19 protein-coding genes are annotated in these 21,782 nt (G+C 49.6%); 9 read left to right on the top strand and 10 right to left on the bottom strand.

Going from position 1 to position 21,782, the window contains the following annotated elements:
• Complete coding sequence (gene djlA / locus K365_RS0113325) at positions 1-765, top strand: co-chaperone DjlA (protein WP_024334964.1); 765 nt, start codon at positions 1-3, stop codon at positions 763-765.
• On the opposite strand, the gene K365_RS0113320 is transcribed toward djlA, so the two are convergent.
• The 4 genes from K365_RS0113320 to K365_RS0113305 are packed head-to-tail and all read right to left on the bottom strand — an operon-like array spanning position 762 to position 4,663.
• Positions 762-1,820 carry a DUF362 domain-containing protein gene (locus tag K365_RS0113320; protein WP_024334963.1) on the bottom strand — a complete coding sequence of 353 codons (1,059 nt, stop codon included), beginning with the start codon at positions 1,818-1,820 and terminating at the stop codon, positions 762-764. The two genes, djlA and K365_RS0113320, sit on opposite strands and share 4 nt — an antisense overlap.
• Complete coding sequence (mtaB, locus tag K365_RS0113315; protein WP_024334962.1) at positions 1,804-3,126, bottom strand: tRNA (N(6)-L-threonylcarbamoyladenosine(37)-C(2))-methylthiotransferase MtaB; 1,323 nt, start codon at positions 3,124-3,126, stop codon at positions 1,804-1,806. The genes K365_RS0113320 and mtaB overlap by 17 nt, the downstream gene beginning before the upstream one ends.
• Positions 3,123-4,181: a tRNA 2-thiouridine(34) synthase MnmA gene (gene mnmA / locus K365_RS0113310; RefSeq protein WP_024334961.1), complete on the bottom strand. Its 1,059-nt coding sequence runs from the start codon at positions 4,179-4,181 to the stop codon at positions 3,123-3,125. Before mnmA ends, mtaB begins: the two co-directional genes overlap by 4 nt.
• Complete coding sequence (locus tag K365_RS0113305; protein WP_006964839.1) at positions 4,181-4,663, bottom strand: NIL domain-containing protein; 483 nt, start codon at positions 4,661-4,663, stop codon at positions 4,181-4,183. The genes mnmA and K365_RS0113305 overlap by 1 nt, the downstream gene beginning before the upstream one ends.
• A gap of 137 nt (positions 4,664-4,800) precedes the next feature.
• On the opposite strand from K365_RS0113305, the gene K365_RS0113300 reads away from it, so the two are divergent.
• The gene (locus tag K365_RS0113300; RefSeq protein WP_024334959.1) at positions 4,801-6,969 is read left to right on the top strand and encodes an alpha/beta fold hydrolase; all 2,169 of its coding nucleotides are present in this window, start codon (positions 4,801-4,803) and stop codon (positions 6,967-6,969) included.
• A gap of 67 nt (positions 6,970-7,036) precedes the next feature.
• Here the strand turns inward: K365_RS0113300 and K365_RS0113295 are convergent, their stop codons facing one another.
• The 5 genes from K365_RS0113295 to K365_RS0113275 all read right to left on the bottom strand — a co-directional run bounded on the left by K365_RS0113295 (position 7,037) and on the right by K365_RS0113275 (position 12,418).
• The gene (locus tag K365_RS0113295; protein ID WP_024334958.1) at positions 7,037-7,729 is read right to left on the bottom strand and encodes a hypothetical protein; all 693 of its coding nucleotides are present in this window, start codon (positions 7,727-7,729) and stop codon (positions 7,037-7,039) included.
• Between the two features lie 25 nt (positions 7,730-7,754).
• Positions 7,755-9,833: an elongation factor G gene (gene fusA / locus K365_RS0113290; protein ID WP_024334957.1), complete on the bottom strand. Its 2,079-nt coding sequence runs from the start codon at positions 9,831-9,833 to the stop codon at positions 7,755-7,757.
• Positions 9,834-10,104: 271 nt separating this feature from the next.
• Positions 10,105-10,728: a PEP-CTERM sorting domain-containing protein gene (locus K365_RS0113285; RefSeq protein ID WP_024334956.1), complete on the bottom strand. Its 624-nt coding sequence runs from the start codon at positions 10,726-10,728 to the stop codon at positions 10,105-10,107.
• Between the two features lie 105 nt (positions 10,729-10,833).
• Positions 10,834-11,625 (bottom strand): PEP-CTERM sorting domain-containing protein, encoded by a 792-nt coding sequence (locus tag K365_RS0113280; RefSeq protein WP_024334955.1) that lies wholly within the window; start codon positions 11,623-11,625, stop codon positions 10,834-10,836.
• A 148-nt stretch (positions 11,626-11,773) separates the two neighbouring features.
• Positions 11,774-12,418 carry a PEP-CTERM sorting domain-containing protein gene (locus tag K365_RS0113275; RefSeq protein WP_024334954.1) on the bottom strand — a complete coding sequence of 215 codons (645 nt, stop codon included), beginning with the start codon at positions 12,416-12,418 and terminating at the stop codon, positions 11,774-11,776.
• A gap of 405 nt (positions 12,419-12,823) precedes the next feature.
• Between K365_RS0113275 and K365_RS0113265 the strand changes: the two genes are divergently transcribed.
• From K365_RS0113265 to rsmG, 6 genes are all read left to right on the top strand, one after another.
• A complete protein-coding gene (locus K365_RS0113265; protein ID WP_024334953.1) occupies positions 12,824-14,350 on the top strand; it encodes a response regulator in 1,527 nt (508 codons plus the stop codon).
• Between the two features lies 1 nt (position 14,351).
• The gene (locus K365_RS0113260; protein WP_024334952.1) at positions 14,352-14,717 is read left to right on the top strand and encodes a response regulator; all 366 of its coding nucleotides are present in this window, start codon (positions 14,352-14,354) and stop codon (positions 14,715-14,717) included.
• Positions 14,718-14,727: 10 nt separating this feature from the next.
• Positions 14,728-17,652: a hybrid sensor histidine kinase/response regulator gene (locus K365_RS0113255; protein ID WP_024334951.1), complete on the top strand. Its 2,925-nt coding sequence runs from the start codon at positions 14,728-14,730 to the stop codon at positions 17,650-17,652.
• 17 nt (positions 17,653-17,669) lie between these two features.
• Positions 17,670-18,713 carry a response regulator gene (locus tag K365_RS0113250; RefSeq protein WP_245569174.1) on the top strand — a complete coding sequence of 348 codons (1,044 nt, stop codon included), beginning with the start codon at positions 17,670-17,672 and terminating at the stop codon, positions 18,711-18,713.
• Positions 18,714-18,830: 117 nt separating this feature from the next.
• Positions 18,831-19,916, top strand: coding sequence for an SPOR domain-containing protein (locus tag K365_RS0113245; protein WP_024334949.1), 1,086 nt, complete (start codon positions 18,831-18,833; stop codon positions 19,914-19,916).
• Between the two features lie 62 nt (positions 19,917-19,978).
• Positions 19,979-20,593, top strand: coding sequence for a 16S rRNA (guanine(527)-N(7))-methyltransferase RsmG (gene rsmG, locus K365_RS0113240; protein ID WP_169432951.1), 615 nt, complete (start codon positions 19,979-19,981; stop codon positions 20,591-20,593).
• Positions 20,594-20,661: 68 nt separating this feature from the next.
• On the opposite strand, the gene K365_RS0113235 is transcribed toward rsmG, so the two are convergent.
• The gene (locus K365_RS0113235) at positions 20,662-20,865 is read right to left on the bottom strand and encodes a cold-shock protein (RefSeq protein WP_006964852.1); all 204 of its coding nucleotides are present in this window, start codon (positions 20,863-20,865) and stop codon (positions 20,662-20,664) included.
• A 408-nt stretch (positions 20,866-21,273) separates the two neighbouring features.
• On the opposite strand from K365_RS0113235, the gene K365_RS0113230 reads away from it, so the two are divergent.
• Positions 21,274-21,765 carry a GspH/FimT family pseudopilin gene (locus K365_RS0113230; RefSeq protein WP_024334947.1) on the top strand — a complete coding sequence of 164 codons (492 nt, stop codon included), beginning with the start codon at positions 21,274-21,276 and terminating at the stop codon, positions 21,763-21,765.
• Positions 21,766-21,782: the final 17 nt, after the last annotated feature.

The following is a 21,782-nucleotide window of genomic DNA, read 5'->3' as shown; positions in this document are numbered from 1 at the left end:
ATGAGTTGGCTGGGAAAAATGATCGGCGGAACCATCGGATTCGCCTTGGGAGGCCCCATCGGTGCCGTGGCCGGGGCTGCATTCGGTCATGCGTTTGTGGATAAAAAAGAGGATGCCTATCTGAGATCCATTCCCGGAAGAACAGGCTCTTTGTCTTCCAACGAAGAGGCCCAACTGATATTTTTCACGGCCGCCTTTTCCATGCTGGCCAAGCTGTGCAAGGCGGACGGCCAGGTCTCTGAAAAAGAGATCCAGGTGGTGGAAGCGTTCATGAAACAGGATCTTCAGCTGGATGCCACCGGCCAGGAAAGTGCCAAGAAGATTTTCAGACAGGCGGTCCGGTCGTCTGAAAGCTTTGAAGCGTTTGCCATGCAGTTTTATTCGGTATTCAGAACCCAGCCCAACATCATTTCGTTGATGATGGATGTATTGTTCCGTGTGGGTGCGGCAGACGGCCGTCTGTCCGATGCCGAGGATGCGACCCTGCACTCGGCGGCCCGGATTTTCAATGTGTCGGATGTGGCGTTCAACCGGCTGAAATCCAAGTATATCCGTCCGGCAGACAAATATTATGCCGTGCTCAAGTGCGATGAAACATCGTCCAACGAGGAGATCAAAAAACAGTACCGCAAGCTGGTGACCGAATACCATCCGGACAAAATTGAGGCCAAAGGGCTTCCTGAAGAGTTCATCAAATTTGCCAATGACAAATTTTCTGAAATTCAGGAAGCCTATGACCAGATACGCAAGAAAAGAGGGTTTTAGAACAGCCCTTTTTCCTGTGCGATTTTCATGTACGTATCCACCAGGGTCCGGGGCGGTTCCCACCGCTCCATCTCTTGCTTGTCCGCCAGAGACATGGCATCAAATTCGCACACGGTGACGCACAGCCCGCACCCGATGCACCGTTCCTTATCCACTTGTGCCAGACCGTCGGTCACGGCAATGGCATCCATGGGGCAGATCTCTTCACAGGCCTGACACCCGGTGCACTGGTCTGTGTCCACCGATGCCTGGAAATTGGAATTCACGATCCGGGCCGGAGACGGTGTTTTTTTGATGTTGCTCAAAATCTGACAGCAGCAGTCGCAGCACAGGCAGATGTTCATGGGTTTCACTGAATTGGAGGGCTGGGCCACCAGTCCCTGGGCCGCCCCTTTGCGGACGATGTCCATGGCTTCATCCGCTGTGATGGTGCGGCCGATGCCCCGGCTTTCATAAATATAGGCCCCGCCTCCGAAAACCAGGCAGGATTCTTCCATTTTGCCGCACCCTTTGCCCACCATGGTGTGTTCCCTTCGGCAGATGCAGGGTGCCACCAGAATTTTGGACTGGCTTCGTACCAGATTTTCCAGATGTTCATGGTCCATGATGTTGAGCTGGGTGTTGATGGATTTTTCTACTGGCACCACCCGGAGCTGCTGGGTTTTGTGCGCTTCCTGGGCTTTCATGAGATAGGGCACATATTCGTTGAAATCTTTGATCAGCTGTTGCGTCAGCCGGTTCACTTGGTATTCCCAGATGCCCACCACAAACTGCAAGAGCATGAACGTATCCCCGTCCGGTTTTCTGATGTGCAGGATCAATCCTTTTTCTCCCATCTCTTTGAGCATGGACAGGATCGTTTCAGCGGGTTTTCCGGCCCGCAAAGCAATGGCTTCCACCGGTTCGGGCATCATCACCAGGCACAGAGTCAGTTGGGCTTGTTCGGGTGTAAACAATTGTTTGAGGATGCGCAGTTCCACACCGGATGCAGTGGGAGGAAAGCCGCCCGGGGTGTTGTCCAGGTGGCGGGCCAGCTGTTTATATACCTTTTCCATGATAGATTTCTCCAGATATGTTCAGGTTGCTATCCCAGCGATCAAAGACAACATCCACGAGTTTGCCTTTCAGGGTGCTGTCTTTTTTCAAATAGATATTCAAATAGTTGGATGTCACGGCAGTGAGTCTGCCGGTGCGAACGTTGGTTTGATTCTGTACCACAGCTTTCAGGGGCCGGCCCTGGTTGGCTTTGATGAATGCCATCTGTTTTTGTTTTCCCAGTTCCCGCATTCTCTGACACCGCTCGGTAATCACCGGGTCCGGCACCCGGGGTTTGAAAGAAAACGCCGGTGTGCCTTTCCGGGGGGAAAACGGAAATACATGCAGATAAGACACGGGCAGTTGCTGGATCAAAGAAAACGTGTTTTCAAACTGATCATCGGTTTCCGTGGGAAATCCGATCAGCGTATCCACACCGATTCCGGCAAACGGGTGCTTTTCATGGATATAGCAGATAATGTCTTTGAATAATTTTGCCGTATAGGGCCGTTTCATTTTCTTGAGAACATCATCGTCTCCGGACTGGAGCGGCACATGAAAGTGATCGCACAGCAGGCTGTCCGGTCCGGCCAGATCCACAAGTCTTTCATCGATTTCATTGGGTTCGATGGAAGACAGCCGGATCCGGTCAACCGGGCGTTTTTCCTCAATGGTTTTCACCAGATCCAGCAGAGTGGTGGGCGGGGTCAGGTCCCGGCCGTACCGGCCCGCATGGATTCCGGTAAGAATCACTTCCTTGAAACCGGCACGGCCCAGTGCATTCAGATGGTTCAAAACCAGGTGTTGGGGCATGCTCACCGAGGATCCCCGGGCATGGGGCACAATGCAGTAAGTGCAAAAGGCATCGCATCCGTCCTGAATTTTCAGATAAGCCCGGGTCATGCTGCCGAAGACCGGGGTTTCAAAGCTGTGAAACCGGTTGGCGGCAGAGTGGTCTACCGGTTTGAAACTCATGGGCGACGGATCAACCGCCCCAAGAATGTGGTCTGCCAGGCGGGTTTTATCCCGGTGACAGACCAGTTCAAACGAATCACCGATCTGCCGGATGATATCCGGGTCTGTCTGGGCATGGCAACCGGTCACGATGATTTTTGCATCCGGATTGTCCCGGGCCAGTTTCCGGACTGCCTGACGGGACTGCATGGCTGCCTTGGATGTCACGGCACAGGTGTTGATGATGCACACATCATTGGATTTGTCTTTGTTTGACCGGACCAGTCCGTGTTGTTCAAGACCGGCGGCAATGCCGTCGGACTCATATTGATTGACCTTGCATCCCAGCGTTTTAATATAAAATGTTTTCATTGGATAATCGCCGATCCCAGCACCCGGGGTCCATGGTAAAAAACAGCTGCCTGACCCGGGGTCACGGCATACTGAGGCTGATTGAACAATACCTGACCCGATGTACCTTGGCAAACCAGCGTGGCAGGGGCTTCCTTATGGCGGTATCTGATTTTAACCGCCATCTCCAGGGCAGCATTATATGAGAGGGCCTCAGACCGGGTATCATGCCAGACCATCTGATCCACAGTCATCTGCTGTCGTGCCAGGTCTTTTTTAAAGCACACGTGAAGGGTATGGTTAAAAGGATCGATACGCCTCACATAATAGGGTTCAGATGCCGGACAGTTGATTCCCCGGCGCTGGCCTACAGTAAAGGCATAAACCCCGGTATGGGTTCCCACCCGGCGGCCGTGAATATCCATGATCGGCCCGGGTTCCGGGAACAGGCCGGTTTTGCCGGTGAAAAATGAGGTCAGATTTTTGTCATGAATAAAACAGATGTCCTGACTTTCCTTGGCAGAGACCGGTACCAGGCCATGTTCGGCGGCCAGGGCTTTGACCCGGTCTTTGGAGAACCCGGCCAGCGGGCATAGAATTTTAGACAGCTGTTCACAGGACAGCCGGGCCAGAAAATAGGACTGATCTTTTTTTTCATCCACGGCTTTTTCAAGCCGGGGATGAGGCATGGCATCGTCCGGTTGGGTCAAGGCATTGACAATGGTGGCATAATGTCCGGTGGCCAGATAATCGGCCCCTTGTTTTTGCGCCTGTTTAAGCAGAATCCCGAATTTAATTTTCTGGTTGCAGACCATGCAGGGATTCGGGGTTTTCCCCCGGGCGTAGGTGGATAAGAAATATTGAACCACCTGGTTTTCAAAGGGTTCGGACAGATCCAGGGTGATGATGTCCATTTTCAGCTGATCTTTGAGCCGGTTTATATCTGTTTTCCGGGTTTCGTACCCGGTGGTGAAATGCAGGCCAAATACCTGTTTGTACTGCTGCCTGAGCAGAAACGCTGCGACCAGGGAGTCCACCCCGCCGCTGACAGCCACACCGATGGCGGGTGCGTGCATCAGATGGCGGCTTCGGGCTCTTTGGTGAACAGCCCCATGGCCCGGGAAGGGCAGGTCACAATACACAATTCACACACAGAGCATTTGTCCTTGTCAAAAATCACTTCCATGGACGGTCGCTGGATATACAGCGCCTGGGTGGGGCAAACAGCCGTGCAGGCCCCGCAATGGGTACAGATCTGTTCATCTTTGTAGATCTGATGTTCCGGTGTGGACACCTGAACTCCCTGCTGTTTGAGGTACTCGATGCCTTTATTAAAGTCGGGTCGGGATGCCGCCGTGATTTCCAGCACCATGGCCCCTTTTTTCTGGCTGGAAATTTCCGCCCGTAAAATATTGAACAGCAGATCAAATTTTTTAACCAGCTGGCAGACCACAGCTTTATGGGCCACATTCGGGGGAAATGTCAAAATAACGATTTTAGCGTACAAATCAAAGTCTCCATTCAATAAATTGTTTTTGACAACCTGGTATGGTTCCATACTATAATCCGGGCAGGGTATCAAAAAAACAAGTCCGGTCGGGCGGTGTGTTTTATTGGGTGTTGTATCACCAACCGGCTGAAAATTCAACACACCGGGATGACCCGGGCAATGATTTTGAAAATAAAGGCATGTTCATGAACCGGGTCGCATTCAAATTATCCTCTTATACGTTAAAAACCCTTTCCGGGTTTTCCAGGGCCAGAATCACCATCCAGGGACAATCCAATATTCCGGAAGGATCGGTGGTGTTCTGCGCCAACCATTTCACCCGCATTGAAACGGTGTTTCTGCCCTATCATATCCACAGCATTACCGGCAGGCAGGTCTGGTCTCTGGCAGCCAGGGAACTGTTTGATGTGCCCGTGCTCGAAGGACTGCTCAGACGGTTGGGGGCCGTGTCCACAAATGCACCGGACCGGGATGACCTGCTTTTGAAAACCCTGTTGTCCGGAGATGCCCTTTGGATCATTTTTCCGGAAGGCATGATGGTGAAAAATAAAAAACTGGTCAAAGACGGCCGGTTTGTGCTCACCGATGACAAAGGAGAACTGCGCCCTCATACCGGCGCCGCAGTGGTGGCGCTCAGATGTGCGTTTTTCAGGGAGCGCCTGCGCCGTCTGAAAGCATTGAAAGCCCCGGAATTTTACCGGTTGACAAAAGAACTCGATTTAACCGGTATCGATGATATCCTGAATCAGTCCACCCATATCGTGCCGGTCAATATCACCTATTACCCGGCCAATCCCCGGGACAACATTTTAGGATCCATGGCCGGGCTGCTTTTGAAAAAACCCTCCAGGCGGGTGATGGATGAACTGATGACCGAAGGGGCCATGCTGTTTACCGGTGTGGACATCACCATCCGGTTCGGCACGCCCATCGACATGGCACCATATCTTCATCATCCTTTTCTGGAAAGTCTTTTGACGGTGAAACGCCGGATCCGCCCGTTTGAAGATCTGGAATCCAGGCAGATTTCAAGGCAGATCGCCATTGGTGTCATGGAAACATACATGGCCCAGGTGTATGGGTTGACTACGATTAATTATGACCATGTCATGGCAGGCATTCTTAAGCATTATCCATACAAAAGAGAAGGGATTAACCGGTATGAATTCGCGTGCAAGGTGTTTTATGCCGTCACCTGTCTGGTGCTGAACCGTGTCTGCCATGTGGCGGATCTGCTGCGGGAGAATCAGATTCACCTGCTGGTGGATGACCGGTTCAAACGGATATCGGATTTTCTGACCCTGGCAGAAGAAACCGGAGTGATCCGCATGGATGGAGACGGGCGCCGGTTTTTCAAAGATCAGGCCCGATTTTACAATTTATCTGAATTTCATGCCATCCGCATGGAAAATCCCATCCTGGTCATGGCCAATGAAGTGGAACCGGTGGAAGCAGCTCAGATCTGCCTGAAAAAGATCGCCCAGATGCCTCGTCGTCAGATCCGGGAACGGGTCAGATCCCGGATCATTGAAAAAATGAATATGGATTTTACCGCAGACTATGCCGCTTTTTTCAGACCGGATGAATCCAAAAACAAGCAGATCGGCCGGCCCCGGTTTTTGAATCAGACACCGGACAGTCCCGGGGTTCTGCTGATTCACGGGTACATGGCGGCCCCGGAAGAGATGAAAAATTTTGCCCAATACCTGTATGCAAAAGGATTCACCGTGCATGTACCCCGGCTCAAAGGACATGGTACTTCTCCGGATGATCTGGCCCGGGTCGGTTATGAACAATGGGTGGAATCCGTGGAAGAAGCCTATGTGGCTTTACGTCACTCCTGCAGTAAACGGTTTATCGGGGGGTTTTCCACGGGTGCGGGGCTGGCCCTGGAGCTGGCGACCCGGGTGACGGATTATGAGGCGGTTTTTGCCGTGGCTCCGCCCATGCAGCTCCAGGATATGGGCGCTCATTTTATACCGGCCATCAATGCCTGGAACACTATGATCCGTCGTTTCCGTTTCAACGCAATGGCCAGGGAATTCATTGACAACCACCCGGAAAATCCCCATATCAATTATCTGAGAAACCCCATAGCCGGTATCCATCAACTGGAAATGCTCATGGAGCAGCTGGCTCCCAAACTGAAACAGATCACCCGTCCGGTCCTGGTGGTCCAGTCCAGAAAAGATCCGGTGGTCAATCCCGAAGGAACCGAAAAATTGTTCCATCAGCTGGGATCAACGGTCAAGGAATTGTATCTGTTTGATTATGAACGGCACGGAATTTTGATTGGGGAAGGGGTAAAGCGGGTGTATCAGGCCATTGAAAATTTTATCCGCCAATGGGTCTGAGAATGCGAAAAAAAGAGATGTTCCGGCCGGAACAGTCGGAACATCTCAGAAGATTATCAATAAAACTTTATTCCGCCAGCATCATGGTGGCCGGATCCAGAAGAAATGACTGGTCGGTTCGGTTGCCGTCCTTGAGCACGACCGCCTGAATCTGGTTGTCCACGGGTTGCAGAAACAGGGCCTTGTCAAACAGGTCTTTTCGGGTTTCCAGCTGGACCGGATATCCGTCTTTTGCCATGGCCTCGTCCCGGTGGGTCTTCATGGCAAACCAGATGGAAGTGGAAAATTTCTGATTCAATGCCTGCAGGTTTTCCAGAATTTCTGTAATGTCCTCATCAAAATTAAGGCCGTCGATGATCATCATTGCCGGCATGGGAAGCTCGGCCTTTTTAAAGCTTTTCAGGTAGTCTTTAAGTTTTTCAGTGTCAAATGTGACGTCGTTGTAGCTGATGCCCACTTTGTTGAGGCTGATGTCATCCCACAGCCGAACCGCTTTCTGGGGATCTACATACCCGATGCTGTCCACCAGGTTGGTGTATCCTTCGTTGTAGCGCAGGTTGATTTTTCCGATGGAATCATCCAGGCTGACATGAACGATTTTCTGGTCTTTTAAAAGTTGCGTCAGCGCAATCTGCACCAGAAACCGGGTTTTGCCCACGCCGGCTCGGGAGAGCACGGCACCGAATTTGCTGTTGGTAATATTGTCAATGCCCATGATTTTTTCAATGGGGCTTCTGAAATTGAGATCTTTTTTTAACATATTCCCTCTCCTTGATATGGCGGTCTTAGGCTTTTTTTTCTTCCTGTTTCTGTTTGATGATTTCTTCGGCAATGGATTGGGGAACCTGTTTATAGGAAGAAAATTCCATGGTGAACTGGGCCTTTCCCTGGGTGGCGGACCTGAGAACCGTGGAAAAACCGAACATTTCAGACAAGGGTACCTGACTTTCAATCACCGACATGACCCCTTCTTCCTGGGATCCCTGGATGATTCCCCGGCGCTGGTTGATCAGCCCCATGCAGGACCCCTGGAATTCATTGGGGGTCTCGATGACCACTTTCATGATGGGTTCCTTGACCACGGGTTTGGCCTTCATATAGCCTTCCAGAAATGCGCCCCGGGCAGCGGCCTGAAACGCCATTTCCGATGAGTCCACCGCATGAAACGCACCATCGTCGATGGTCACCCGGACACCGGTGACCGGGAATTCCAGTTTGGGGCCCTTTGCCATGCAGGCGGCAAACCCTTTTTCACAGGCCGGGATATACTGGGTAGGAATCCGGCCCCCGGTGATTTTGTTGACAAATTCAAAATCTTCTTCGCACGGTTCCATAAATCCGGCCACCCGACCGAACTGGCCGGCACCACCGGTCTGTTTTTTATGTGTGTAGTTGAACAACGATTTCTGGGTGATGGTCTCCCGGTAAGCCACCCGGGGGGCGCCCGTGGTGACTTCTGCCTTGTATTCGCGTTTCATGCGCTCCACATACACTTCCAGATGCAGCTCGCCCATGCCCTGAATAATGGTCTCACCGGTTTCATGATCCACATAGGTCTTGAAAGTCGGGTCTTCCTTGGTGAACCGGTTCAGTGCCTTGGACATGTTGATCTGGGCTTTGTTGTCCTTGGGAACGATGGAAAGTGAAATAACCGGTTCCATCACATGCATGGCCAGCATGGAGTAATTGATCGTCGGAGAGACAAATGTGTCTCCGGAGGCGCAGTCAATGCCGAACATGGCACCGATATGGCCGGCAGGGATCTCTTCCACGTCCTCCATCTGGGAGGCATGCATGCGGATCAGCCGGCCGGCCTTGATTTTTTTGCCGTCCCGGGTGTTTACCAGGGTGTCGCCTTTGGAGATACATCCCTGATAGACACGGATATAGGTCAACTGGCCATATTGACCGTCTTCAAGCTTGAAGGCCAGTGCCACAGTGGGCTTGTCAAAATTGCTTTCCAGAACCACGCTTTCTTCGTTGTTGTCCATGTCAATGGCTTCATTATGGATGTCCAAGGGAGAGGGCAGATAATCAAGCACGGCATCCAGCAGCGGCTGAATCGCTTTGTTCTTGTAAGCGGAGCCCAAAAATACCGGGGTGATCTGTCTGGTGATCACGCCGGTTCTCACGGCATTTTTGATCAATGCTTCACTGATGTCCGATTCTTCGAGAATGGCATCGGTCAGTTCTTCTGAGAACAAAGAGGCGGTATCGATCAATTCTTCTCTGGCTTCTTTTGCCGCTTCCAGCAGTTCCTCGGGAATTTCTTTGATAGCCACGCGCTCACCATGCTCGCCTTCAAAATAGTAGGCTTTCATGGCCACCAGATCCACCACACCTTCGTGTTTGTCCTCCAGCCCGATGGGCAGCTGCATCAACACGGAATTGTGTCCCAGTTTGGTTTTCAACTGTTTGGCCACCTTGGCCGGATTGGCACCGGACCGGTCGCATTTGTTGACAAAGGCGATACACGGAACTTGATAGCGTTTCATCTGCTGATCCACCGTGATGGACTGGGACTGCACCCCGGCAACCGAACATAAAATGAGCACCACCCCGTCCAGCACCCGCAGGGACCGTTCCACTTCCACGGTGAAATCCACATGGCCCGGGGTATCGATGAGGTTGATATTGTGTTTTTTCCATTCACAATATGTGGCAGCCGATGCAATGGTGATACCCCGTTCTCTTTCCAGTTCCATGGAGTCCATGACCGCGCCGACACCGTCTTTTCCCCGGACTTCATTGATTTTGTGAATCCGGGCCGTATAAAATAAAATCCGTTCCGAAAGGGTGGTTTTGCCGGAGTCGATATGGGCACTGATGCCGATATTTCTCACCTGCTTTAAATCTCTGATCATTTTACATCATCCTTCATGAATAAAATTTGCCCAAAAAGCGGCATGTCATTGGTTCAAAAAAACGCAACGGTCTGCCAACAGGGGCGGTCCATTTTTTCGGGTTCAGCTAATGTTATGTTGCGATGGTATTATAATTGAATTGTCAGGTTACTTTCAGTACATGAAAAAAGATTCTATATACGAATCAGGGAAGTTTGTCAATAAACGCATGAAAAAAACCGGTGAATGGAAATATCCATTCACCGGAAGAAAGCGCATATGAAATCTATCTCTAACTGGAACGCCGTTTCCGCCGGTATCCGGCAATGGTGGCAAGCCCCAGTCCCACCAGGGCCAGGGTCCCGGGTTCAGGCACCTGATTGTTGGTATTTCCTTCAGCTGTCCAGAATGAGATGTGGGATAAGTCTTTATTGTCAAGGCCGGATGTATCCCATACACCGTCCAAAAATCCGTCTGCGTACCAGAGTTCAAAACCACCACCACTTTTTCCTTTGCCCCCGGCTTTCAAGCTGTAATAGAGAGGGACAGTCGCATCCCACTTTTCACCGACAGACCAGTCACCATCATGTCCTGTAAAAGTACCGGTAAATTTTGAAATAGAATCATCTTTCCATTCACTCCAATTGTCACCGTCCCATTTTCCAAGAAGGGTCAGATTCTCCGGCAGTTCAAAAAAATTGTCATAGTCAATGGGCAGATCAAGAGGGTTATCAGGATTGTTGTAACCATCAACCAGCGCATTTACATTTGTTAAAGTGTCTTGCTGAAGTTGTTTGCCTGATGTAAGATAATTGGAATCACCCACAAAAATACCCGTTGACGTTGCCATACTCATGCCCGTCCATAAAAACAGCGTGCAAAAAATAATTGAAATTTTTAGAAAGAGAGGTTTCATTGCCCGCCTCCTTTTTGAAAATTGTAGTTGTTTGTGACAATATTTGTCATATTTTTTGCCACAAATTGTTATCTCAAAGGTGCACAAATTTATCCGGACTTGGGATTATTGTTTTCTGAACCGTTTCTTGCCGGCTGCACCCAGTCCGGCAATGCCCATACCGAGTAACAGCATCGTACCGGGTTCCGGGACCGCCGCCGCTTTGTAGATGCCGCCTTCGATTACGTCATTGGCACAGGTCATGGCCCAGTGAAATCCTAAGTCCAGTTCATCTTCCCAGCTCCAGTCCTCACCCAATAATGTTGACAGATTGAAGGCATATTTGATCATACTGCCTGAATGAGAAAAGGCAAATGATCCGACAGGTGTCTCTTCGTTTTCCGGCTTGTAAAGTACTTCCTGGCCATGCCGATACCAGTGATCCTGATAATAAGGGTCAGCGAATTCTTGGTCTGACCGCCAGATATTGTCGGCATCTACTGAATAGATTTTGCCGGAAGAGGTGCTTAACGCATATTCCCAGCGTTCCCCTGTTTCATAGGTGTCGGAACGATATCTTTCATAGGTGTCTTCAGAATCCCATGAACTTAAATCCACGTAAGGGTTCCATCCATCCGTGCTCACAAACAGATCCCCATAGGTGGTATCCCGAGTCCCGTCTTCATATCTGGTTTTGATTCGGACCTTCACGTCACCGTTGGTTTTTATGGTAACGTTCATCCAATCGATATCAAATTCTCTGGTATTGATTGCAATTACGTCACCCTCTTCTTTAACATAGTTGCTGTCATCATATTTGCCGCCGATATATTCGTCATTTATTTTCCAGGTGCTGGCATGGACAGTGCCTGTGATCCAGAAAACAGACAACAACAGATAAATTGTTAGTCGTTTCATATATTATCTCCTCAATTTGAGGGTAACGGGTTTATGAGATATTATCACAATAATTTGTAATGTTTGTTTTTTGTATTATAATTCAAAAATTATTTTTGTCAAAAATAATAAACGCTTATCGATATTTCAGGACCTGCAACCGCTGACATTATTTTTTTCTGAACCGTTTCCTGCCGGCCGCCCCCAACCCGGCAATACCCATTCCCAGCAACAGCATGGTTCCGGGTTCCGGAACCGGGTTCATTTGAACGAGAAGGTCCTGTGCCTTCACGTTATTGAAGGAAGAGTAAGCGATGGCGTAAGTATCTCCAAGTGATTCCCACATGTTTAGAGCATCATCAGCAGCGTCTGTATACTCTGAGTAAAACCTACTTATTTGAAAATTTGAATAATTCGTGAAACTATTGCCATATATCGCATCCCAAATGGCAAGCTGCAGTCCTGCCTGCTGATTAGATGATGATGCATCGGAAGCAAACTCATCCATCAACCATGCGGCACGCAAATAATTCGTGTCAGCTTCGGTAATGTAATGAAAACTATCAATGTCGTATGTTCCTTTGCCAATTTCACTGTCCAGATCCACACAATACGCAATATCAAAATCAAAATGCTCGTGCCACTCAAACGTGACTTGAAACTCTCCGGCCCCCACAGTATAGAATTTATGGTCGTTTATAAAAGTCACATTTTTCATACTGCCGTAATTCACATCCATTGTAGTAGCTGATGCACTGAATGAGAAGACCATGATCATCAATGCTGCAAGCCCGGTATAAAGTAATTTTTTCATTTTTGTTCTCCTGCTTTGTCGGTAATGTTTTTTTGCGGCAAAATACCTTTATTTTTGTATTATCAAAATACCGGGTATTTATTATGCAATTGGTGTGCCGTGTTATTAAATTAAAATTTTATGGGTATTCTATCACAGGTCGTTCATGAAATATAATTGAATTTCTGCGATCCGTTGAAAGGCAAATCCTGCGGCAAAGAAAGCATGCCCGGGAATGAGTGCAACCCCTTTTTCCACCTGATTTATCGTTTGACTTTGTTCCGTTTTTTTTGGTAGTGTTTCAATTTCAATATGGTATGTCTGCTTTATAGCATGCCTGCGGTGAAAAACAGGGATTGAAAACCAGATATGCCTTTCGTGAAATTTGATGGCGGGCCTTATTTTTGAACACCCGGTCAGGATATAATGAAAAAAATACTCATTGTCGATGACATCAAGGTCAATCTCAAAGTCCTTGAAGTGCTGCTGACCCGAAACGGGTATGCCGTCCTGTCCGCCATGAGTGCCAGAAAAGCGTTGAGCCTGCTCCAGGAACATATCTGTGACCTGATTATCTCCGATATTCAAATGCCTGAAATGGATGGATTTCAGTTCTGCAGATTGTGTCAACTGGATGAAAAACTGAAGCATATCCCTTTTATTTTCTATTCCTCGGCCCGGGACCAAAAACAGATCAGACAACAGGCCCGGAAAGTGGGGGCATATACAGTGGTCAGAAAGCCGGCGGATCCTGCACAACTTTTGAAAACCATTAATACTGTTCTGAATGATGCCCTGAACCGGACCATGGCTTTGACAGGGCAGGAACGATGTTACAACCGCCGGCTTGATCCGGTGCCGGGCACTGTCGGGTGGACCCTGGATGCCAATGGTGACTTTACCAATATCACCCCGGCTGTGGAGCGGCTGACCGGTTTTTCCGTCAAGCACATTCAGGAGATGGGCAAAAGCGGATGGCTGAACCGGGTCCATTCTTCGGATGAAGAAAAGGTGAGAAACGCATATAAACAGCTGTTTCAAGATCATGTGCCCTTGGATATCGTTTACCGGTTTAAATGCCGGGACAACCGGTTTGTCTGGCTTGTGGAAAAATCCGGCACCCCTTATGGGAATCAAACGCAAGGCTGCGACCGGGTTGACGGTTTTACCGCAGACATATCTGCCGGCATAACAGATCTGGAACGCCGGATGGAATCCAGAGAACAGCGGGTGATTCAGACATTTTCAACCGGTGTTTCCCATGATCTGGACAACATGCTGAACGGTATTGCCGATTACATTCAACTGTCGGCCACGACAACGGCAGGCTCCCGGGAGCGGCAGCGATTTCTGGCCAACGCCTTGAAAATCAGCCGCAGTGCTTTGGCCCTGAACCGGGACATTTCCTGTCTGTCCGGTGAAGACAAGGCCGTGAAAAAAAATTCCCTGCTTACCCGGGTGGTTGCCAGGGTGGTCCGGTCTTTGCTGCAAGGCAGCGATATCCCCTGCCGGGTCGAGATACCTCGAGGGGTGTGGCCGTGCCGGGTGGATACCCGGTTGATGGCCCGGGCCCTTGAGCATGTCATCATCAATGCCTGTGAGGCCGTGGCACAGAAAAATGACGGAAGGATCGAGGTGTCCCTGCAAAACATATCCATTGAAGACATACCGGTTGAAAAACGCCCTGTTTCTGAAACCCATCCAAATCCCGGCAGTTATGTTCAGGTTGTCATTGAGGACAACGGGTGCGGCATTGACGACCAATACCTTGATCAGGTGTGCCTTCCCTATTTTTCCTTAAAACCAAAGGATATGAAAAAAGGGGTGGGCTTAAGCCTTGCGATAAGCCGGGCGATCATTGCTGGACATGGCGGGGAAATGGCGGTTCATTCAAAGAAAAACCACGGCACAAAGATATTGATCATTTTGCCGGCGGAACCCGGGGGAACCTGATATGAAAACCGTTTTGATCGTGGATGACACCAAGACCAATATTGATGTACTGGTCCAGGTCCTGAAGGGGGATTACAAGATCGGGGTCAGTCTCAACGGCAAGGATGCGATTCAGTTTGCCAGAACCCATCATCCTGATCTGATTCTTTTGGATATTGTCATGCCCCAAATGGATGGGTTTCAGGTTTGCCGCAAATTGAAGTCTGATCCTGAAACCAGGGATATCCCGGTGATCTTTATTTCCGCCGTGGATAAACCGGATCATGAAAAAAAATGGGTCAAATGCGGGGGCGCTGATTATATTACCAAGCCGTTTAAAAGCCGTGACATCAAAAAAAAGATCAATGCACATATCAGCCGGACCTGAAGACTGACCCATGACCGGGGATTCTGATAAAAGAAAGATAAAAGCACAAATGGAAAACAAGGATTATCCTGGAAAAATACTGCATGGAAATTACAGCCATGCTTTGAAAGCGCATGTCAAAGAAAATATCAGCCGGCTGATCGCCTTTGAAAAGACCCTGACACCGGTCATCCCTTATCTGTCCGCCTGGCAGGAGCAGGAAAATGCCATGTGGTACGAATTTGCCGGCCAACGGTTCAGCGATCTGATGGGGTGTCCGATACCGGATCTGGCAGATGTTTTCCGGAACCGGATTGTGGAACGGCGGGTTTATGATTACCAGGATGACAATCATCATCAGATCCATCCCCAGCGATTGCGGCAACCCGAACTGACAGGTTCCCGAAAAGGGCTTCGGGAACAGGGTGAAAAAAAAGGGCAGGTGGAAGCCATATATAAAGTGCAGCTTGCCGATGGTGACATTGCATGGTTTAAAGATCAGGCCACGGTCACCGCATTCAAACAGGACCGGATTCATGTCTCTTCCGGATGTCTCACCCTTGTGACCAAGGAGATGGAGGCGGAAGAGGCGTTGAGAAAAGCCCAGCAGATGCTCAGGGAAAAAGCCCGGGCACTGAATCTGGCCAAAAAAGTTCAGGAAGAAAACGCGGCCCGGTTGTCCGGTGCCATCAAACAGGTGGAAGCCGCCAGAAAGGAGGCGGAAAAAGCCAACAACGCCAAAAGTGAATTTTTAGCGGTCATCAGTCATGAGATCCGGAACCCCATGAACGGGATTGTGGGTACCTGTGATCTGATCATGGCAGATGATCTTTCCCGGCAGCAGACCGAATACCTGGAAATCATCCGGAGTTCCGCTTTTTCTCTGCTGGGGCTGATCAACGATATTCTTGATTTTTCAAAAATCGAAGCCGGAAAACTGGAGTTCCAGGAAGTCTTTTTTAATGTCCGGGATGTGGTGGAAGAGGTGTCGGATATCTTTCTGGAAATGATCACCCGGAAGAATCTGGAACTGATCGTGGATATTGATCCGGATGTGCCTGAACAGGTAATGGCGGATCCCATGCGGCTGCGTCAGATCCTCATCAACCTGATTTCCAATGCGTTGAAATTCACCCGGCACGGGGAAATCATCATCCGGGTGGAACCGATTCGTTGTGAAGATGCCGTGATCGAACTGGGTTTCCGGGTGACGGACACGGGTATCGGGATTGCGCCGGAACATTTTGATCATCTGTTTGAATCCTTTACCCAGGTCAACCATGCCAAAATCCGGGAATATGGGGGAACCGGCCTGGGTCTGGCCATCTGCCGCCAGATCGTTGAAATGATGAACGGTACCATCGGCGTGGACAGCCAGCCGGGGCAGGGCAGCACCTTTTACTTTAACGTCCCGTTCAAACATGAGATGCCTTCCCGGAAAGACCGGATACAGACATCCGCGGGATTTGAATCATATCCGGCCCTGGTTGTTGTGGAAAACCGGTCCGGCCGGCAGGCCCTGGTTCACCTGCTTGAATCATGGGGGTTTGACGTCACGGCCTGCACGACGGCTTCCCGGGCCGTGGATCTGTTTTCTACACCGCACCGATCCGCTGTATTTCATCTGGTATTAATGGATATGGGGATGACGGATCTTGAAGATCCGGCTGTTTTCAAGGACGTGAAATCCATGGTCGAATCTGTGGGTCTGTCCATCGCCCTGACCCGGATGGGTAAAAATGATGATGTGAACCGATCCAGGGACTTGGGGTTCATCCGGTCCATGACCAAACCCGTGAAACAATCGATTTTAAAAAATGCGGTGCAAAACACATTCAGCAATACCCACCGGACACGGCCAAATCCCCTGCCGGCAGAAAAAAAAGACGTAACCTTTTCAAACACCCGGATTCTTCTGGTGGAAGACAATGCCATCAATCGTAAAATCGGCTCGGAAATGCTCCGCATAGCGGGCGTGGCCGTGGATACAGCCAATAATGGTCTTGAAGCCATTGAAAAGGTGCAGAAAAACGATTATGCGGCCGTGCTGATCGACATACAGATGCCGCATCTGGACGGGATTGAAGCGTCCCGCATCATCCGGCAGCAGTTTTCCAAAACCCGGCTGCCCATCATCGCCATGAGCGCCCATGCCAAGGCAGACAACTGGAAAGCCTGTCTGGAAGCAGGGATCAATGATTACGTTCTCAAACCCATCAGCAGAAATGTGCTGTTCACGGCACTGAAAAAACAGATCGGTCCGGGTCACCCATTTTCGATTCCTGAATCGGTTTTGCCGTGTAAACAACCACCTGCACCGCCAGAGACGGGTACAAAAAACCTGCCGGGCCTGGATATCGAGGACGGCCTGGAACGGCTGGGGGGCGCAGCTTATGTTTATGCAGAGATTTTGTCTGATTTCTGTCACACCTACGCCGGGTTTCACCAGGAAATGAACGCGTTGATCGACCGATCCGATTTCAAAGCCGCAGCGGATTTGAGCCATTCGCTCAAAGGTGCGTCCGGCAATGTGTCTGCCATGGCCCTGTTTGAGTCCGTGAAAGCACTGGAACAGGCATGCCGGCAAAAAAACGGCCGGGATGTTCAGTCCCTGCTGGTGTCGGTCCAGTCGGCCTATGAAACCGTGTGCCGGTCTGCCGAACAATTTTGTGCACAGATCAACGCCTTTAAAAAAAAAGAGAAAACCGATGTGTCTTGTTTGTCCACCGATGTTTCGGTGGGTGAAATCAAAGACCTGGCCCGGTCCTTGATGGACAGCCTTGAACGATGTGATCCGGTTGTTTCTGAAACCCTGGTTCAAAAAATCGCGCCCCATGTTCATGACACATGGAAAAAAGAGATGACACATTTGACAGCGGCGGTTAAAAACTATCAGTTTGAGGATGCGAAAAAATATATGGCACGTCTCATGGAAAAAACAGGTGGCTGGAAATGAGCAGGGAAGTGAGATTCATGAAAACGATCAATGATTGTACGATTCTGCTGGTGGATGATACCAAATCCAACCTGGATGTGCTGGTGAACGCTTTGAAAGGCATGTATAAGCTGGGGGTCAGTCTCAGCGGCGAAGATGCGGTCCGGTTCGCAAAACAAAACCTGCCGGATTTGATTTTGCTGGACATCATCATGCCCGGCACGGATGGATTTGACGTGTGCCACCGGCTCAAAGCCGATCCCCGAACCCAGGACATTCCCATCATCTTTATCACGGCCATGGATGATCTGACCCATAAAACCAAGGGGTTTGATGTGGGTGCCGTGGATTATATCACCAAACCGTTTGATATCACCGAAGTCAAAGCCCGGGTCAAAACCCATCTGACCCTGAAACTGGCCGGAGAAGCGTTGAAAAATCAGAATGCCATTCTGGAAGAGATGGTCCGGGAACGCACCAAAGAACTGCGAAAAGCCCAGATCGAAGTGATCAACCGCCTGGGTAAGGCCGCGGAATATCGGGACCAGGACACGGGCACCCATATCAACCGCATGAGCAAATACTGCCGGCTCATGGGCAAGGCGCTGGGACTTTCCCGGGAAGAATATGACCGGCTGGATCTGGCATCCACCATGCATGATGTGGGGAAAATCGGTATTTCCGACAACATCCTGCTCAAACCCGGAAAACTGGATACCCGGGAATGGGAATCCATGCGGTCCCATACCCGCATCGGTGAAGAGCTGCTGTCCGGTGGCACATCCCAGCTGCTGGAGGTGGCCAGGATTATTGCCATGACCCATCATGAAAAATGGGACGGCACCGGATACCACCAGCATCTCAAAGGCAAAGATATTCCCCTGGTCGGCAGAATCACCTGTATTTGCGATGTGTTTGATGCCCTGATCTCCAGACGTCCTTATAAAGACCCGTGGCCCGTGGATGAAGCCCTGGCGGAAATCAAAAAAGGCAGCGGCGTGTTTTTCGATCCAGAGCTGGTGGAGGTATTTCTGTCTTTAGAACCGGAAATTCGAAAAATCGTTGACACCCATCAGGATTGATTCATGACCGAATTCTGTCATGACAAGTTCGGGAGAGAAGGTGATTTGGCTTGTATTTACCGAGAATTTTTTTTAGGATGAATCATATTTTTGAATCTTGAGAATGTCTGGAGAGTCATGATACGACACAAAATCATATTGGTTGGTTTGTTTGTCTTTTTTTTGAACGCAACCGTGTTTGCGTCCCAGGAAAAACAACTGTTTGACACAGGGGTCGACCATTTAAAGCAACAGCGATACGAGGCTGCCATCGAAGTATTTACTGAGCTGATCGAATTGAATCCCGACAATCCGGATGCCTATAAAAACCGGGGTGTGGCGTATATGAAACTGTCTCAGTATGATTCGGCTATTCATGATTTTGAAAAGACGAAACAGATGATGCCGGATTTGAAAGGCCTGCACAGCAACCTGGGTGTGGCCTGGTATTATAAAGGTGAATACGAGAAAGCCATTGCCAATTATAACAGCGAAATTGAACTTTCCCCAGGCAGCCATTATGCGTATTTCAACCGGGCCATCTGCTGGGCCGAACTCAAGGAATATGACAAAAGCCTGGATGATATTGCACAGACCCTGACACTGGTACCGGATTTTTATCTGGCCCATTGCCTGAAAGGGGATCTGTATATGGATCTTGAAAACATCGAGGCGGCCCGGTCCGCCTATGAAAAAGCCGTGGAAGTGGATCCTGAAGAGGCGTATGCCAAAGCGCAGCTGGAAAAATTAGGCCCGGCCCCGGAACCCCGGGAGACGGTGGAAACCGATACTCCGGATCCGACGGAACCCAAGCCCCCGACCGGGCAAGCTTTGGAGCCGGCAGAAGCCGCGCCTCCGGCAGAACAAATTCCGGAGCCGACTGAAACTCCGGCCCCGACAGAGCAAACAGCTGAACAGGCCGTGACTGAATCAACGGCAGGGGCGCCTGAAGAAAAAATAGAAGAAAAGAAAACGCCTGATCCTGAATTCGAAATTCAGACCGGGGCGTTCCAGGTCCGGAAAAATGCTCTGGATCAATTGAATAAACTGCATGCACTAGACTATGATGCCCGGATTCTGGAACTGACCCGTGCCAACAAGGTAACCTGGTATCTGGTAAGAATCGGTACCTTTGTCGATCATGACTCAGCAGCCCGGGCCATGGCTGAATTTGTCGAAAAAACCGGTATGAAAGCCTATGTGAGGCCCTGGAACCGGTTTTGAATCCCATGTCCGGCAGCTGGATGGATGAGTTTTGCGATACCTTGAGCCGGGGAAGTGTTCAAATGGGATTTGACCTCACCCCGGTTCAGGTGGAACAAATGGCCTGCCATGCAGCCCAGCTGGAAAAATGGAACCAGCATGTCAATCTGACCGCCATCAAAGGCCCGGCCCCTCTGGCGTACAGGCATTTTCTGGATGCCGTGGCCATTCAGCCCTATATTCGCGGCAAAAGCGGGAGATGGATGGACATGGGTACCGGGGGCGGATTTCCGGGATTGCCGGTGAAACTGCTCAATCCAGACGTCCGCATGGTGCTGGTGGACGCATCCCGAAAAAAAATCCATTTTCTCAAACATGTGATCCGGATGCTGAAAATCGACGGAATTGAAGCGATCCATGGGCGGGTGGACGATTTACACCATGACCCGGAGTTTGTCGGACGGTTTGACGGAATTCTGGCCCGGGGAGTGGCCGACCTCGATCGCCTGGCCGGTCTGGCAGCCCCCTTGCTGGCGAAGGAAGGCATACTCTATGCCTTGAAAAGTCCGGGCGCCAGAGTGGAAATCACGGATGACCTGGATGAAAAATTTTTTATTCAATGGGATGACTATGAATTGCCGGATGGCAAAGAAACACGATCTCTGGTTCGGTTGACGTTAAAACAAAAAAGTTCCTGAATCGTTGAAATTCAGGAACTTTTTATCAGTCTGTCAGGTATGTCTGAAATAACACCAAAGGGTATATTTTAGAGCACCGTCACATTCTTGGCAGAAGGCCCTTTCTGACCTTCTTCGATGTCAAATGACACCCGGTCCCCTTCGTTGAGGGACTTGAAACCGCTGGAATTAATGCCGGAGTGGTGTACAAATACATCTTTTCCACCGCCTTCAACTTCGATGAAACCAAACCCTTTTGAGTCGTTAAACCATTTTACAATACCATTTGCCATGTCGGCGCTCTCCTGTAATAAAAAATAAAAAAATCTGTTTGCTTTGGGGTGCGCGCCCATGTGGAATCGGGAATACACCTTACCGGCGAAAACAATCCGTCAGCATTTTCAAGCTGATTGATCGATTATAGTTGCCTGTCAGCAAATGTCAAGCGTTGTTTGTTATTTTATTATGAGGTTGCACAGTAGATCCCGATTTTGCCCAAAGTTTCAACATTTGTTGAAAAATATGACATAAATTGTTATTGAGCACAGAGGATTACCCACCATTTTCTGACAGCATGCCATATATTGGCAATAAATGTTGGCCTGGCATTTTTATTGCTTATTTTTCAGATATGGTACAGGATGATCGTACGGCCATAAACAAATGCAAAAATTGACCGTTTCAGATAAGGTAATTGTAGTATGCTTAAAAAAAGAATTACATCCGGCGATTTTCACCATTCCGGCTTTACGTTGATCGAATTGATGGTGACCATTGCCATTCTGTCTGTTCTGGCAACAGTTGCGATTCCAGAAATGAGTGCGTTGCTCAAAAATACCAAAGTAAGAACGGCGACACGGCAGCTGGTTTCTACCCTGCAGGAAATGAAGCTCCGGGCCATTAAGGAAAATGCGGTCACTGTAATGATCATTGATGAGGCCAATGATACGTATACGGTTTTTCTGGACAACGATCCCGAAAATAAGGCTTTGGATACAGGTGAGGAAATTATTGCACAGGTTGATCTTCAAAGTGACAAACTTGATGTCACATCAAATTCTTTAAATAAGACGTTGGGTTTCAACGGCAGAGGCTTCCTCTCTTATGGTTCGGGCACTATCACCATTACCAATTCGTCAGGCAAACAAAAGCAGATTGTGATCAATTTTATGGGAAATATCCGAGATGAATAGGAAAGAAAGGACGAAAC

This window comes from Desulfotignum balticum DSM 7044, assembly GCF_000421285.1.
GTDB lineage: Bacteria > Desulfobacterota > Desulfobacteria > Desulfobacterales > Desulfobacteraceae > Desulfotignum > Desulfotignum balticum.
The sequence above is the reverse complement of the archived record's forward strand: the minus strand, read 5'-3'. Positions and strand labels throughout refer to the sequence as shown.

Coding starts and splice junctions, on each gene's coding strand:
- K365_RS0113295 (WP_024334958.1), bottom strand. CDS start 7,729: ATGTTAAAAAAAGATCTCAATTTCAGAAGCCCCATTGAAAAAATCATG.
- mtaB (WP_024334962.1), bottom strand. CDS start 3,126: ATGAAAACATTTTATATTAAAACGCTGGGATGCAAGGTCAATCAATAT.
- rsmG (WP_169432951.1), top strand. CDS start 19,979: ATGGGATTTGACCTCACCCCGGTTCAGGTGGAACAAATGGCCTGCCAT.
- fusA (WP_024334957.1), bottom strand. CDS start 9,833: ATGATCAGAGATTTAAAGCAGGTGAGAAATATCGGCATCAGTGCCCAT.
- K365_RS0113320 (WP_024334963.1), bottom strand. CDS start 1,820: ATGGAAAAGGTATATAAACAGCTGGCCCGCCACCTGGACAACACCCCG.
- K365_RS0113285 (WP_024334956.1), bottom strand. CDS start 10,728: ATGAAACCTCTCTTTCTAAAAATTTCAATTATTTTTTGCACGCTGTTT.
- K365_RS0113235 (WP_006964852.1), bottom strand. CDS start 20,865: ATGGCAAATGGTATTGTAAAATGGTTTAACGACTCAAAAGGGTTTGGT.
- djlA (WP_024334964.1), top strand. CDS start 1: ATGAGTTGGCTGGGAAAAATGATCGGCGGAACCATCGGATTCGCCTTG.
- K365_RS0113245 (WP_024334949.1), top strand. CDS start 18,831: ATGATACGACACAAAATCATATTGGTTGGTTTGTTTGTCTTTTTTTTG.
- mnmA (WP_024334961.1), bottom strand. CDS start 4,181: ATGCACGCACCCGCCATCGGTGTGGCTGTCAGCGGCGGGGTGGACTCC.
- K365_RS0113265 (WP_024334953.1), top strand. CDS start 12,824: ATGAAAAAAATACTCATTGTCGATGACATCAAGGTCAATCTCAAAGTC.
- K365_RS0113300 (WP_024334959.1), top strand. CDS start 4,801: ATGAACCGGGTCGCATTCAAATTATCCTCTTATACGTTAAAAACCCTT.
- K365_RS0113250 (WP_245569174.1), top strand. CDS start 17,670: ATGAAAACGATCAATGATTGTACGATTCTGCTGGTGGATGATACCAAA.
- K365_RS0113280 (WP_024334955.1), bottom strand. CDS start 11,625: ATGAAACGACTAACAATTTATCTGTTGTTGTCTGTTTTCTGGATCACA.
- K365_RS0113260 (WP_024334952.1), top strand. CDS start 14,352: ATGAAAACCGTTTTGATCGTGGATGACACCAAGACCAATATTGATGTA.
- K365_RS0113255 (WP_024334951.1), top strand. CDS start 14,728: ATGACCGGGGATTCTGATAAAAGAAAGATAAAAGCACAAATGGAAAAC.
- K365_RS0113275 (WP_024334954.1), bottom strand. CDS start 12,418: ATGAAAAAATTACTTTATACCGGGCTTGCAGCATTGATGATCATGGTC.
- K365_RS0113230 (WP_024334947.1), top strand. CDS start 21,274: ATGCTTAAAAAAAGAATTACATCCGGCGATTTTCACCATTCCGGCTTT.
- K365_RS0113305 (WP_006964839.1), bottom strand. CDS start 4,663: ATGGAACCATACCAGGTTGTCAAAAACAATTTATTGAATGGAGACTTT.